The organism is Candidatus Neomarinimicrobiota bacterium (assembly GCA_021734025.1).
In the GTDB taxonomy this organism is placed as follows: domain Bacteria; phylum Fidelibacterota; class JAANXI01; order JAANXI01; family JAANXI01; genus JAANXI01.
The window spans coordinates 417,558-432,046 of sequence record JAIPJS010000001.1; the positions used below are offsets into that span (position 1 = coordinate 417,558).

The 14,489-nt window shown below is 45.4% G+C and carries 13 protein-coding genes; all 13 read left to right on the forward strand.

Features of this window, described 5'->3' with window-relative positions; genetic code table 11:
• Positions 1 to 90: 90 nt before the first annotated feature.
• The 13 genes from K9N57_01645 (at position 91) to K9N57_01705 (ending at position 14,352) form a co-directional block, all read left to right on the forward strand.
• Positions 91 to 825 (forward strand): flagellar hook-basal body protein, encoded by a 735-nt coding sequence (locus tag K9N57_01645; GenBank protein ID MCF7802870.1) that lies wholly within the window; start codon positions 91 to 93, stop codon positions 823 to 825.
• Between the two features lie 22 nt (positions 826 to 847).
• Positions 848 to 1,636 carry a flagellar basal-body rod protein FlgG gene (flgG, locus tag K9N57_01650; protein ID MCF7802871.1) on the forward strand — a complete coding sequence of 263 codons (789 nt, stop codon included), beginning with the start codon at positions 848 to 850 and terminating at the stop codon, positions 1,634 to 1,636.
• Between the two features lie 129 nt (positions 1,637 to 1,765).
• Positions 1,766 to 2,638 (forward strand): flagellar basal body P-ring formation chaperone FlgA, encoded by an 873-nt coding sequence (flgA, locus tag K9N57_01655; GenBank protein MCF7802872.1) that lies wholly within the window; start codon positions 1,766 to 1,768, stop codon positions 2,636 to 2,638.
• Complete coding sequence (locus K9N57_01660) at positions 2,635 to 3,201, forward strand: flagellar basal body L-ring protein FlgH (protein MCF7802873.1); 567 nt, start codon at positions 2,635 to 2,637, stop codon at positions 3,199 to 3,201. Before flgA ends, K9N57_01660 begins: the two co-directional genes overlap by 4 nt.
• A 2-nt stretch (positions 3,202 to 3,203) precedes the next feature.
• Positions 3,204 to 4,328 carry a flagellar basal body P-ring protein FlgI gene (locus K9N57_01665; GenBank protein MCF7802874.1) on the forward strand — a complete coding sequence of 375 codons (1,125 nt, stop codon included), beginning with the start codon at positions 3,204 to 3,206 and terminating at the stop codon, positions 4,326 to 4,328.
• 10 nt (positions 4,329 to 4,338) lie between these two features.
• Positions 4,339 to 4,776 (forward strand): rod-binding protein, encoded by a 438-nt coding sequence (locus K9N57_01670; GenBank protein MCF7802875.1) that lies wholly within the window; start codon positions 4,339 to 4,341, stop codon positions 4,774 to 4,776.
• A complete protein-coding gene (locus tag K9N57_01675) occupies positions 4,773 to 5,291 on the forward strand; it encodes a flagellar protein FlgN (GenBank protein MCF7802876.1) in 519 nt (172 codons plus the stop codon). Before K9N57_01670 ends, K9N57_01675 begins: the two co-directional genes overlap by 4 nt.
• A gap of 9 nt (positions 5,292 to 5,300) precedes the next feature.
• Complete coding sequence (gene flgK / locus K9N57_01680; protein MCF7802877.1) at positions 5,301 to 6,710, forward strand: flagellar hook-associated protein FlgK; 1,410 nt, start codon at positions 5,301 to 5,303, stop codon at positions 6,708 to 6,710.
• A gap of 7 nt (positions 6,711 to 6,717) precedes the next feature.
• Positions 6,718 to 7,164: a flagellar assembly protein FliW gene (locus K9N57_01685; GenBank protein MCF7802878.1), complete on the forward strand. Its 447-nt coding sequence runs from the start codon at positions 6,718 to 6,720 to the stop codon at positions 7,162 to 7,164.
• Positions 7,164 to 7,430, forward strand: coding sequence for a carbon storage regulator CsrA (gene csrA / locus K9N57_01690; GenBank protein MCF7802879.1), 267 nt, complete (start codon positions 7,164 to 7,166; stop codon positions 7,428 to 7,430). Before K9N57_01685 ends, csrA begins: the two co-directional genes overlap by 1 nt.
• Positions 7,430 to 8,308, forward strand: a complete 879-nt coding sequence (gene flgL / locus K9N57_01695) for a flagellar hook-associated protein FlgL (protein ID MCF7802880.1) — start codon at positions 7,430 to 7,432, stop codon at positions 8,306 to 8,308. The genes csrA and flgL overlap by 1 nt, the downstream gene beginning before the upstream one ends.
• Before the next feature lie 303 nt (positions 8,309 to 8,611).
• Positions 8,612 to 12,388, forward strand: coding sequence for a GSCFA domain-containing protein (locus tag K9N57_01700; protein MCF7802881.1), 3,777 nt, complete (start codon positions 8,612 to 8,614; stop codon positions 12,386 to 12,388).
• Between the two features lie 5 nt (positions 12,389 to 12,393).
• Complete coding sequence (locus K9N57_01705; protein ID MCF7802882.1) at positions 12,394 to 14,352, forward strand: glycosyltransferase; 1,959 nt, start codon at positions 12,394 to 12,396, stop codon at positions 14,350 to 14,352.
• Positions 14,353 to 14,489 lie beyond the last annotated feature (137 nt).

Sequence of the window (14,489 nt, forward strand, 5' to 3'; positions counted from 1 at the left end):
ATTTCTGAATGCTCTTGGCATTGTCTTTGAATAGTAATTCAGTGACACGTCAGAAACATCCGATGCCGACCGGGCAGGAAGGGAACACCTATGAAGCAAGTCTTGGCTGCAACATCAAATATGCTCGCCAGGATTCGGGAACTGGAAATTACCGCAAACAATATTTCCAACGTCAATACGCCAGGATATAAGCGGGATCAATATTTTGCCAATATCCTGGAGGATGCGCAACAGGCAACCGGCGCCAATCAAACCGCAACCGATAAAGCCGGATTAAAGATGGTTGAGCGCAATATCGTCGACTTGTCCCAGGGATCCCTTCATAAAACCGGAAACCCGCTTGATTTGGGTATCAATGGGAAAGGCTTTTTTGTGATCCAGGATGAGGACGCCGGAGATCTGTATACGCGGAATGGCAGCTTTCAGGTGAATGATGAAGGATATCTCACAACAAGTTCCGGGAAGCGAGTGCTAGGCGATGGGGGCGAAATATACCTGGAAAACGGCGAGGTTCGGATTTCAAAAGAGGGAAATATTTCCGTCAACGGGGATCTGATTGACAAGCTTCGACTGGTGTTGCCGGAGGAGGGAACAGACATCATCAAATTAGGAAACAGTGAATACCAATTCGAAGCTCAGCCGGTGAATTCCGAAGAGGACCACGGGGTACTCGTTCAGGGATTCCTGGAGCAAAGCAACGTCAATCCTATCTCAGCCATAGTAAAATTGGTTGCATTGCAACGGGATTTTGACTCGAATCAGAAGATGGTTCAGTCGTTTGATGATATTAATAAAGTGTCCGCCAACGATGTGGGCCGAATTTAACAGCCGCAGGGAGTAATTACGCATGATACGAGCACTGAAAACCGCATCCACAGGGATGTCTGCTCAAAAAAACTATATCGATGTTATAGCCAACAACCTGGCGAATGTGAACACAACGGGATACAAACGATCGTCCATTGAATTCCAGGATCTGTTGTACGAGACCTTGCGGACGACGGGTGTTGCCGATGATCTCCAGCGGTACACGCCAACACAGCTTCAGGTTGGGTATGGTACCAGACCAATTGCCACGCAAAAGAGTTTCGCCCAGGGAGAAATGCGGCAGACCGACAATCCGCTGGACGTGGCCATTCAGGGGCGGGGATTTATCCAGGTGTCGTTGCCGGACGGGAGTAACGGATACACGCGGGACGGAAGTCTCAAACTGTCGAGTGACGGGACGCTGGTGACCTCGGAGGGCTATAAAGTAGAGCCAAATATTGTGATTCCCAGGGAAGCCACCAACGTTAGTATCGGCAAAACCGGGACCGTGAGCGTACTGGTACCCGGCGATCCGGAACCTATCGGGCTTGGACAAATCAATCTGGCAACCTTTATGAATCCCGCCGGGCTGGAGAATATGGGTGGAAACATGTATAAGGAGACTGCCGCGACAGGACAGCCGGAAATTTTACCACCCGGGGAAAATAATACCGGTGTGCTGCTCCAGGGATATCTGGAGGCAGCCAATGTGGATGTGGTCAATGAAATGGTTGAGATGATTATGGCCCAGCGGGCCTATGAAATTAATTCCAAGGTTATTACAACAGCTGAGCAGATGCTGGCAACCATTAACAACCTGAAGAGATAGTCCATACGGGATATGCGAAGACCGATAATTAGATTTTGGGGTACAGTTCTCCTGCTGGTGACAATATTCTGCGGTATTGTGCGTGCCCAGGGTATTGTCATCAGCCCCAAAACGTCAGGCAAGGTTACTGTGAAATCATCAACTGTTTTGCTTGGTGAAGTATTTTCTGTATCCCCAGTGAGTTCTCCACTTGCTGACCAGGTGAAAAAGATCACCCTTATTGAATTGCGAAATCCCGGTAACGACCAACAAATATATGAGTACCAGGTGATTAAGCAGCTCAAAACCCATAGCCTGGAAAACCATGTCAAAATAGATGCCAATTTTCCTATTACCATAGAATCTGATGCCCGGGCCCTTTCCGGCGCCGACATGAAACCATTCATTGACAGGTATCTCCAGTCGAGAAAAGATCCAGGTCAGGAACGCAGCGTTAGGTGGGCGTACATCCGGGAGCCGCAAATCACTGTATTCCCGGAAGGTGACTTCACGGTCCATTTCACCCGTCAGGGGCCGATACGCCCAGGGCGTTTTGCACTGTCAGGCTCGGTTATCAATGGTGGATATCAAAAAGCCTTTTCACTCCTCCTGGACATTAAAATCACCCAACACGTTTTTATTGCAGCCAGCGATATCCCGCGTGGCGAGATGATTACAGATACAAATACCCTGCGGGAGCCACGATCCCTGGGACTACGTGAATCGCAATACGCGATTACATCAATTGAGCCCGAAATCGGTCTCCAGGCGCGAAGGAATATCCGAAAGGGTGACGTGGTGGTTTCAACCATGGTACGGAAGCGACAGGTGATTTCCTCCGGACAGACGGTACAGGTAGTACTTCGACACGGCAACATTACGGTACAAAGTTACGGACGGGCGGTGGATTCAGGTGCACTGACTGAACAAATCAGAGTAAAAGAGCGCCAGAGCGGGAAAATCGTCACCGGCACTGTGATTAATCCTTCAACAATCCAAATCCAAACCATGCAAAACCTATGATCAGGAAAATTTTTCCAATCGCAGTAATGCTATTGACGGGTGTCGGACTATTGGGACAGTCCCTCAACTCGCTTTATACTGACCATAAAGCGCGCCAGCCCGGCGATCTGATCACTGTGCTTATTATGGAATTTGCTGAGGGAGAAAACCAGGCACAGACAGAGACCGAATCCGAAGATGAAGCGGCGGTCTCCCTGTCACAAGGCACAGGATTTCTCGGCTTCATCCCGGAAGCCGGGGCGGGTGGCAGTATATCAAATTCCTATTCAGGATCCGGATCGAATTCGCGGACTGGGTCACTTTCCGGGAAAATAACGGTGCGTATCGATTCTATCATGCCAGGTGGGACTTATTGGATCAGTGGTCAGCGTATTATTGACGTCAATAAAGAGAAGCAAATAATGCAGCTTCGGGAGATGGTTCGCCCACGGGATATCCAGCCGGATAATACGGTCTATTCGTATCTGGTCGCCGATGCGGAGATCACGTATGAAGGCCGTGGTGTTGTGGCAGCAGGCCATAAACCCGGTATAATTCGAAGAATACTTAACTGGTTATTTTAAAGATGATTAAGCGATTCATCTCAATAATTGCTTTAATGGTTTTCTCGGTTCAGATTATTGCGGCACCTTCACGTATTAAAGATGTCGCAAAGGTCGTAGGATTATCCGATTTGCAGGTCATTGGGTATGGTCTGGTTATTGGTCTTGACGGAACCGGGGATCGAAATCTGCAGACTGCCCGGATTGCAACCCAATCCCTTACCAATATGCTGGAACGATTTGGCCTGACTGTCTCTCCCGAGCAGCTGCGCTTGAGAAATGTGGCGGCAGTGATGGTCACAGCCAATGTACCACCATTTATTCAGCAGGGAACGCAAATCGATGCAACGGTATCGAGTATAGGTGATGCAACAAGTCTTGAGGGCGGAACACTGCTTATCACACCGCTCACTGCGCCGAACGGGAATGTCTACTCACAGGCACAGGGTCCTGTGACAGTTGGAGGTTTTTCCGTTGGATCAGGTATGGGGGATCGTGTGAAGAAAAATCATACGCTTGTGGGGCGCGTTGTCCGCGGTGCAACCATGCTGCGGGGACGCCGTGTAAATTATGTGAATAATAATTCCGTCTCATTGGCGATTAATGATCCCGATTTTTCCACGGCCTTGAACATTTCCGATAGGATTAATGCCTATTTCGAAGAAGCCGTCGCCGAACCTGTGGATCAAGCCACGATCCAGGTACAATTCCCTGAGGCCGGTGGTGATATCAACCCGGTTTCGTTTGTCGCAGTGTTGGAAACACTGGAAGTGGATGTGGATGCACCAGCCAGAGTCGTGATCAACGAACGAACCGGAACCATCGTTGTTGGGACCAATGTACGGTTGAGTGCTGCGGCAATTTCTCACGGGTCCATTACTATAGAAATACAGCAACGACCTCTCATTTCCCAGCCGGCACCGTTTAGTCCCCAGGGCCAAACAGCTGTGGTGCCCGATGCGCAAATCCAGGTCAATGAGGAGGGAGATGAGGACGAACCGGCGGTAAAGGTACTGGAACAGAGTGCCACAGTCGGGGAAGTGGCCACAGCTTTGAATGCGCTCGGTGTGAAGCCGCGGGATCTGATCGGCATTTTTCAGGCCTTAAAAACTGCAGGCTCACTCCAGGCAGAATTAGTAATCATGTAACGGGATGAATATGGATAATTCACTTTTAATACAGGGGCAGCAACCAGCGCCCAATCGATACGACCATGTACGCCGGGAACTGGAGATGAAGGGCACCAGGGGATTCGGTGAAATGCTGGAAGGCGTTTTACTCCAGCAAATGCTCCAGCAGATGAATAAATCCATGCTGTCTGACGGACTCTTCGGAAGCAGTGAGCAGGGGAAAGTCTGGCAGGGACTGTTCACGGAAAAACTGGCGTCTCAGATTTCCGGGTCCGGCGGTATCGGCCTGGCAGAAATCATTGAAAATAATATGCGGTTGGGCAGCGCCGCCCAGGCTGGTCCGGAAAACGGCGACATCCGGGAAAAGTCGATCCAACAGAAGGAGAAATATTTCCCATTGAAGCAGAATACAATCGAAGTCTTGAAGCAGCGCTCTATATCAACGGAGAAGGGTACAAAATTATGAAACAGCTGACGAATCGCCTTGTCAACATCCTGAATGTTGAACTGAAAGCGTACGATAAATTGCTCGAAATTTTACATGAAGAGCAGGATGCCCTGGTCAACTGGTATGTGGGGGAGCTCCAGGCTATCGTTGAACGCAAGGATCGGCAGCTGGAACAGGTGACCCGACTTGAGAAAAAGCGAATGGACTTTCTCTCATCGATTCAGGAGGATTTGAATTCGCTGGGACTCCCAGCCGGGAATGGTGAAGATTCCATTAAACTTTCCGATATAATCACCATGATGGGCAAGCCAGAGGGAGAAAACCTCAGGAATCTGCAGAAAAGTTTAGCCGTCGTAGTGAAGGATGTAACCACCACGAATTATAAAAACCAGGTACTGCTCAAACGATCTCTGGAAATCGTGAATGCGAATCTGAATATCTATGCCCAATCGGATAAGCTCGCTAATACCTATAACGCGGCAGGCGACGTGAACAGCAACGTTGAAAAACATCTGATCGATGGCGCCATTTAGGGCTCTTCTATGAGCGGAATAACCGGACTACTAAACATAGCAAAATCGGCAATCCTGGCTCAGCAGGCCGGGATGAATGTGGTCAGTCATAATATTGCCAATGCCAATACCGAGGGATATTCCAGGCAGGAAATCAGCTTTTCCGGCCGACCGGGGCTGCAAAATATTGAAAATATAATCGGACAGGGAGTTGATGCCGGCAGGGTCCGTCAGCGACAAGCGGAATTTGCTGATCGAAGGATCCGGTCAGAGATGGGACTGCTGGGTCACTCAGAAACCAGCCGCCGGATTTTAGAACAGATCGAAACGCTGTTTGCCGGGGTCGGTGAATCCGACCTGAACGCCGTTATGAATAAATTTTTCAACTCCTGGGAAGATTTGAGCAGTAATCCGGAGAGTATGGAATTCAGGGCACAGGTGATTCAGAAGGCCAGAACGCTGGTGGATAAATTTCATTCAATGGCAAGCGGAATGAATGAGGTGCGGAAAAATATCAATTTCGAAATTGGCAGCTCCGTGAAAGATGTGAACAGAATCCTGAGCCAGATCTACGATCTGAATGAAACAATTGAGTATGCGGAGTCCAACGGAAATACAGCCAATGATTTACGGGACTCCCGAAATCTCCTGCTGAAAGAACTCTCCAAAAAGATGGATGTGGACGTACAGGAGACCAGTGCCGGGGCAGTCCAGGTATCATATGATGGGATAATATTGCTGGACAGGCGAAGCCTGACGGAACTCGACGCGACCACTGTATCGGACGGAACACAAAGTTCTACGAAAATTATAGCAAGCGGTCACGAACTTACGGTCACCGGCGGGGAAATTGGCGGCCTGCTTCAGGTGCGGGATTCATATTTGACCGGATATACGAATACGATTGATGATATCGCATCCAGCCTGGTGGATAACGTAAACAGCCATCATTCGCTGGGATTCGATTTGAACGGCGATACGGATATCAATTTTTTCAACCCGAATGTCACGAACGCCGACAGTATCGAAATAAACCTGGATATCCTGAATGATGCCTCAAAAATCGCGACGGCTGAGGGGGCTCATGACTGGGTCAACAATGTGCATACATCTAATGGGCCCGGTGATAATACAATTGCCCGCCGGATTGCCAATCTGCGGGACATCAAGGTGTTGCAGGATCGGAGCACGACTTTCAGTGATTATTACAATTCCCTCTATGCCGACGTCGGATTTGATACGGTGGATTCTCAGCAAAATGAGGAAAACCATCAACTGCTGGTCGATCAATTGGAGAATTATCGCGATTCAACCGTTGGCGTTTCCGTCGACGAAGAGATGGCGGATATGATGAAATTTCAGCATAGTTACACGGCAGCCGCCCGGCTGGTATCCGTGGCCAATGAAATGATGACCACACTCATAAACCTGGTAGGATAGAAGAACAATGAAACGGACAATCAAGAGCCCGATAGGAGAAATCGAATACGAAACGGAGAACCGGATTACCCTCCCACGGGGCATACCAGGCTTTGAAGATGTCCGGCATGCCGTCTGGGTCTCCGATCCGGAATTTGATCCCATCAAATGGTTTATACTCGAAGAAAATGTGGGAGAAGCGCTCCCGCTGCTGGATCCATTTCTGGTTGTTGACCGCTATGAGATGTCCATTCCGGATGACGCCTTTGAAACCCTGGAATCGGACACCTCTGAAGATCTTGCGTTAATGTGTGTTGCACATCCCAGAGAAAATGCTGCCCCAACCATAAACCTGCGAAGCCCGATTATAATTAATCCGAATAAGCGCCTGGCACTCCAGGTAATTCTACCGGATGAATCCCTGCCAATTCGGTACGACTGGTCGAAAAACGGGACGGAGGTAAAAACGGGCTGATGCTGGTACTCACGCGGCAGAAGGAAGAATCAATCATTATTGGGCAGGACATTGTCGTCAAAGTTCTGGAAGTCCAGGGAGATTCGGTCAAACTCGGCATTGAAGCGCCCAGGTCGGTCCCGATAGTCCGAAGTGAACTGTACGAAGAAATTAAGGAAGAAAACCTGGCAGCTATGCAATCCCTGCCTGATTCCATGAAGGGAATCGCCGAGGCATTACGGAACAAAAACCAATCGCAACAAGACCTGGATTCCAAAGAAGACTAATGCGAATTACCAACTCCATATTGTATCGGGCAATCAAGCGGAATGTTCAGAAGTCATCCGAGAATGTCTATAAATACCAGGAACAGATCGCGTCCGGAAAGCGAATCAACCGGCCGTCTGACGATCCGCTGGGTGCAATGAAGGCGCAGCAACTGCATACCAGTCTGAATAAAATCGATCAATTCTCCCGGAATCACACTTACGCGAAAACCTGGTTAAACGCATCGGAAGCGGCACTGTCACAGAGCAGCGATCTTCTGGTACGTCTCAAGGAGATTACCCTTGCCCAGGGTAGCTCAAACTCCAATGAAAATACCAGGGAAATTGCGGCCGAAGAGGTACGCACTCTCAAGGATCAGTTACTTTCACTTGCGAATACCAAAGTGAGTAATCGTTCTATCTTTGCCGGACATCAAACCGGTTCCACTACCTTCGCTGGGGACGGAACTTATGGCGGGGATGACGGAAACATTTACCTGAACATCAAGGAGGGGATCGCTCTGAAGGTGAATCATACCGGGGAAGAGATTTTCAAGTCCGATACTTATAAAAACATCTTCGAAACGGTGAATGAGCTAGTGACCGCTCTGGAGAATAACGACGGAGAGACTATCCGGGAAAAAATCGATGAGATTGATACAACGTTCCAGAATGTAAACAGGAACATCTCATTTATCGGTTCACTCCACAACCAGGTGGAGAATGTTAGGGAAATGTCAGAAGAAGAAAAGATTCGCCATAAGGAACATCTGGGGGAAGTTGAGGAGATCGATTTGGTAGAAGCGGTGATCGGGCTGGAATCCGCCCGCAACACCTATCAAACTGCACTCTCTGGCGCTAAAACAATTTCACAAATGAACCTTTCACAACTGCTATAAAAGAACATAGGTTAACACGGTACAAACCACTAATTGAACACTGAAAAACACCGAAAACTGCCACTGAGCAACACTGAAAAAAATGGTCCACAGATTACACCGACTGATACAGAACAAACAGAGGAAGAGTTTAATTACGAAAAACGGATCGGGAATTGTAACCCCCGCCCTGAATGATCGGGGTAGAAATTATGCTAATGACCTATGGAAGGTTCCAACTGGAACACATTAACACACTAACACTTTAACACGGTTTTCAACCTGAACACTTAAACACCTGAACACTATAACACTGGTAAATCCATGACCACCACTGCCAACGCATATAAAGACGATATCATCGCCGGAGAACAACATTTTCAAAACGGCGAACTTGAGAAAGCCCTCGAACTATTCACCTCGGTAATCCAGGAGGAGCCCGAAAATACTGAAGCCCTAAACGATGCCGGCGTCGTCAATTCCGAACTGGGACAGACCGAACAAGCCATAGAATATTTCGAAAAAGTTCTGGCCCTCCAGCCGTCCAATGAGAATGCGTTTTATAATTTGTTGGATCAGTATTTCAGTCAAAATCAGAAGAGTAAAGCCCGTTCCATATTTGAAAAATTTGCTGGTGACATAAACGATTCTGCTGTTAAAGACCAATATCGTGAGGCTTTGGAATTAGGTGCAGATGGATTTATTGACAATGACAATAACAACGACATTGATGAACAAATTGCTGAGGTTGAGCAGCTTTTCCAGCAGGGTGATACAGAGAAGGCCACCAAATTATTAAAAGAACTTTATAGGGATCATCCTGAACATCTGGAGGTTCTGAATGATTTGGGTGTAATCTCCTCAGCCGATGAAAACTATGAGGCAGCAATAGACTATTTTCTCCGGGCTTTGGCAAGTGCTCCAAATCATCAGGATGTTCGAAATAACCTGATCGATATGTCCTCATTCGATAAAGGACGCGAGTTACTTCAGGTGCGGTATCATTCACTTGAGCAGGCTAAGTATCTGGATCAAGACGACCGAATTATCTTTGGAATTTTAACTAATCTGTTAGAACAAGAAACTGAGTACAGGGCGGCTTTTACCTCAATTAATATCACACCAGATGTTTCAAATGGACAATCAATCGCACTGCAGGGTTACGCCGGGCCGCCTCGTGAGACGAACGAAGTCCTGACTCCGCTCACAATGCAGATGTTGCTGATTGAAGATTCCGAATACGAAAAAACACTCCTCGTCTCTGCCGATATTTTCGGGTTTGGTCAGAAGATGGTTTCAAAGGTAAGGGAATTGTTGAAACCGTGGGGAATACCTGCAGAGCGGATTATCCTGAACGCATCGCACACACACTACGCGCCTGGTACCGTGAGCGGATTACCACCGGCATTAGGTCCATATTATGAGCAGTATGCTACCCAGATTGTCCAGGCAATTGCCCAGCAGATGGAATCCCTCTGGAACAGTCTGCAGCCCTGTTACATCTATTCCGGTGAGTTTGACGCTCAGATTGGAGTCAACCGGCGTCTGAACCGGAACGGAACTGTGGAGTTTGGTGTCAATCCTGACGGGTATTATCCACGGAAAACTCCATTTCTTGAAATCAATTTGGTTCAGGATGAAAAAAATATACTGCTTGTCAATCACGGCTGTCATCCCACCGGTTTAGGTGGATCGGCTGTTATTACCGCAGATTATCCCGCGTATCTTCGGGAGTTCGTAAAATCCACTGTAGATTCCATCGATGTCATGTTTCTCCAGGGCGCGGCAGGATCTGTGAAAGAAGTCAATGGTGATGCAAAAACCCCACAATTTGCGCAGTCGCCTCAAGATGTTGCCCGCAATGGGAAGAAATTAGCTGAGGTGGTTCTCGAGGCAAAGGAGAATGTGTTAATGCGGACAGAGGGGAAGGTAACCGCGGCGCTCACCACTTTAGAAATCCCGTATCAGGCAGTTGATATTAACTCGGAAATAGCGCAAATACGGGAATTATCGGATGGGCCGAGTCTCCAAACCCAATGGGCGGATATCCTGGAGGCATCAAACGGAGAAGCGTCGAAAGAATCATTTGATATGGAAATGAGTAAACTTTCCCTCGGAGGCTCTGTCAAAATATTGACATTCCCCGGTGAGCCGGTTGGTGAACTCGCCCGATCAATTTTATCCCGAACAGAAAATTCAACCACACAATTTATCCTGGGATATACAAACGGGTTACAGGCTTATCTCCCGAACAGTACCCAGGTCAAAGAGCGCGGCTACGAAGCCGATACAGCGAAATACGTGTATAGCCATCCGGCGGCATTCAGCCCGGACATAGAAAAAGTTATCTTGGCCGGCATTGATGAATTAAATAATAAGCTGAATCCCAAAAGGTCAACGCAACCTGCGGACACCGGACAAGCCTTTTTCACGCTGTCATCAGGCCGTTGCGGGACGATGACCCTCTCTCATATTCTGGATACGGCGACGAACGCCAGGGTGTATCATCATCCGCAGCCGTACCTTGTAGACCAGACATTAGCAGCTTATCACGAGAATATCGACACCGCAGAAACGTTCTGGCAGGCCAGAAAATCGGTGATCACTGAGGCCTGGCAGCATGACCTTATTTTCGGCGAACTGGATCACAACATGACGCCGTTCACCACTGCAATCACTGAGGAAATTCCTGATTCCAAATTTATTGTACTCGTCCGCAATCCCTGGGATTTTGTTCGGTCGGGTATGCGCCGGAATTATTATAACGGCCATCCCTGGGATTCCGGACGCCTGCGCCCCGAACCGTCCCATCCTGATTTCGAGCGCTGGCAGGCCATGTCCCAGTTCGAGAAGGTCTGCTGGCTGTGGAATGAGACGTATACGAGGATTCAGCAATACCTGGAGGACATCCCGAACGACCGGTATCATATCGTGCGATTCGAGGATATGATTGAGAATCCGGAGGTTTCCAAAGAACTCTTTGACTTCCTGGGACTTACAGGTTTTGATGAGGAAGAGATTCAGTCCATCCTGGAGACGCCACTGAATAAGCAGACGGGAGGGAGCTTTCCGAAGCCGGAGGAGTGGGCACAGAATTATCACTATACCTTATTAAAACAATGCAAGGTGAGTTTGATCAATTTTAATTATGATGAACAGTATCGTCCTGTAAGAAACTCCAATAAGCAATTAGTTCAGACAACTACTATTTGGGATTTTAAAAAATTTAATCATCAAAAATATCCACCCAACATCAAACCAAAATTATTCACAAATATTGATAAAGATAATAACGTAAATTTTATTTCAAAATCAACTCCTATTACTTCAATGGGTAGCTGTTTTGCGAGAAATGTTGCAAAATATTTAATGAGTAAAGGATTTAACTATTTAGTCACAGAAAAACCTTTTCAGCAAGCCTCAGCCCATTGGGATCAGGTTTTTAATACCGCCTCTATACGACAAATTTTTGAATATACATTTGACCAAAATTGGAATCCATTGACACGATGGTGGCCGAAGGGAGAAATGTTACAAGACCCTTTTCGGAGAGACATATTATATAATAAAAACACGGCCGAGGAGGACTTTGAAAATCATAGGGCTGCATCACGGAATGCATTGGTCCAATCGGACGTTGTGATAATAACATTAGGCTTAATTGAGACGTGGCGAGATAAGCGAGATGGCATGACATATTATAGGGTTCCATCTCCCAGAATATATAACCCGGATATACATGAGTTTTACGTACAAACAGTTGACGACTGTCTAAATGATCTGGATAAGGTGTGGGAAATTGTAAGTTTACATAATCCAAATGCAGATATAATTATAACTGTTTCCCCTGTACCGCTATTTGCGACTTTCCGAATGGATGTGGACGTAGTTACTGCCAATACTCTTTCAAAATCTACCTTACGTGTAGCAGCCGATTATTTTTCATTTCAGCATAATAATGTACACTATTTTCCATCCTATGAAATCGTAATGAATGCCTGCCCGGCTCCCTTCGAAGATGATGGTAGGCATGTAAAGCAAGCAGCAATTAATGAGGTAATGTCAATTTTTGAAAAAAAATTTGTAAAGAAAGAACAATAAACGTCATGTTAAAAAATAATATAAAAATCTCCGCCTGCATGATGGTCAAAAACGAAGAGGAACTCCTGCCGCAATGCCTTGAGAGCATCAAAGATATTGTGGATGAAATCATAGTAGTGGACACGGGTTCGGATGACGGAACCGTTGAAATTTCAAAATCTTATGGCGCAAAGATTTATTACCACCCTTGGGAGAATGATTTTAGTAAACACCGTAACCAATCGATTTCCTACGCGACGGGAGATTGGTTCTTAATTATTGATGCTGATGAAAAAATCGATTCAGAAAAAGTGTCGGTACATAAAATGAAATCACACCTAAGGGAAATGAATGAGGAAGTGCATGCAGTAATGGCAACTGTGGTTGACCATAAAAGCGATGAAACAGAAACTGTACGTTTCAAAAGTGCAAGGATTTTCCGAAATGGAGTCGGGGTTCATTATGAAGGAATTGTGCATAATAAAGCTGTTTATGACGGTATCCCTAAAAATTCAAATCTCGAAATACACCATTATGGGTATGATTTAGATCCAGAAAAAATGGATGCAAAATTTCAACGAACTTCCGAACTGCTAAAAAAGCGTATTGATGAAAATCCTGAGGATTTTGAGGCTTATTTTTATTTGTCAAATGCATATGGTTCAATAAATGATCTCGAAAAAACCATACAATATGCCGAGAAATCCCTTGAATTGATGCCCGATGACGGCAAAGACAAGCGGCTATATAATTCAGCATATTTTACCTTAACTGGGAGTTACTTGGTAAAAGATGATTATAAGGCCGCCAAATATTGGGCGAAAAAGGGGGTGCAAAAGAATAAACACGATATAGGTCTGTATTTTCTTTTAACAAATATTGCCTTGAAAGAGAAAGATTATGAGTCTGTAAAACGATACGGGGAATTTTATTTAGAGTCATATGACCTTATAGCAAAGGATCCTGTCGAGTCCGGTGGACAGTTTATTTTTCATGTTGATGAATCGAGTAGGGAGGGAATACAATATTGGCTACTAAGTGCTTATTTAGTATTAGGAGATACTGATAAGTTTTGGGAGCTCTGGTCGGCAGTACAAATGATAGTATATGCAAAAGAAAAACTTTGGAAGGAATTATTGAAAAATGCAGAAACGACTAAAAATGGTCCATTACTTTTACGGTTAACAGGTGATATTTACCAATCAATTGGAGAAAACCACTCTGATGTATTTTTACCTTTAACCAAGTTTATTTTAGAAAGTGAGAATGCGACAGACGAAATTATTAATCTGTTTAGCCACATACAGCAAAGTCACCTTGATTTCTTCAATGATATATTTTTAGGAGTACTCAAAACTCTACAAAAACAAAACCAACAAGAACATATAATAGATACTTTTGAAAAATTTAATTCAGATTTGGTCAAGACAAGGGAGTTTCAGTACTTATTAATTCAGGCAGCGTACGAATTAAATAAAACTGAACTATTGGAAGAACAAATCTCTACTATTCTGGACACTGTAAGCTCTTATAATAATTTACCTGATTACATTTTATTAATAATTAGTCATTTCTTATTGCAAAATGACTTGGTAGAGAATTTTGTTCAAGTTACAGAGATTTTAATAGAAATATCGGGTATCCAATACAATAGGGTAATTGATGGGCTTCGTGATTTTGCTCCTGTATATGAAGTGCTGGGTGAAAACTATCTACAGAATAACGCATATTTTTGTATGAATTTATCATTGGAATTATCTTATAAAATCACCGGTGATTTCGAAATAATCAGAAAAATTGGCGATTACTATTTTAAAGCGGATATATATAATAAGAGTATAAAATACTATAACCTCCTATTACAAAATAATGCTGTTGATGCACAAATATTACAAAATTTAAGGAAGTCATTTGTCGCTATTGATAATCATGATGGTGTAGCAAAATGTAATGAATTAATTGGAACCCTAACTTCCTCACCATGACTTCCGGCGAGCTCATGGAATATCACATTGTCATCTTGGTATTGTAAGCACATCAAATAGTTGTTACAAATTTAATAAAAACAAATAGTTGAAATTTGTTCTAAAGGTTTAAAATATCTAGCCGATAATACTCTTAG

Bases quoted from the DNA above. Each gene is read 5' to 3' on its own strand.
- K9N57_01645 (MCF7802870.1), top strand. From the start codon at position 91: ATGAAGCAAGTCTTGGCTGCAACATCAAATATGCTCGCCAGGATTCGG.
- flgG (MCF7802871.1), top strand. From the start codon at position 848: ATGATACGAGCACTGAAAACCGCATCCACAGGGATGTCTGCTCAAAAA.
- K9N57_01660 (MCF7802873.1), top strand. From the start codon at position 2,635: ATGATCAGGAAAATTTTTCCAATCGCAGTAATGCTATTGACGGGTGTC.
- K9N57_01665 (MCF7802874.1), top strand. From the start codon at position 3,204: ATGATTAAGCGATTCATCTCAATAATTGCTTTAATGGTTTTCTCGGTT.
- K9N57_01670 (MCF7802875.1), top strand. From the start codon at position 4,339: ATGGATAATTCACTTTTAATACAGGGGCAGCAACCAGCGCCCAATCGA.
- K9N57_01675 (MCF7802876.1), top strand. From the start codon at position 4,773: ATGAAACAGCTGACGAATCGCCTTGTCAACATCCTGAATGTTGAACTG.
- flgK (MCF7802877.1), top strand. From the start codon at position 5,301: ATGAGCGGAATAACCGGACTACTAAACATAGCAAAATCGGCAATCCTG.
- K9N57_01685 (MCF7802878.1), top strand. From the start codon at position 6,718: ATGAAACGGACAATCAAGAGCCCGATAGGAGAAATCGAATACGAAACG.
- csrA (MCF7802879.1), top strand. From the start codon at position 7,164: ATGCTGGTACTCACGCGGCAGAAGGAAGAATCAATCATTATTGGGCAG.
- flgL (MCF7802880.1), top strand. From the start codon at position 7,430: ATGCGAATTACCAACTCCATATTGTATCGGGCAATCAAGCGGAATGTT.
- K9N57_01700 (MCF7802881.1), top strand. From the start codon at position 8,612: ATGACCACCACTGCCAACGCATATAAAGACGATATCATCGCCGGAGAA.
- K9N57_01705 (MCF7802882.1), top strand. From the start codon at position 12,394: ATGTTAAAAAATAATATAAAAATCTCCGCCTGCATGATGGTCAAAAAC.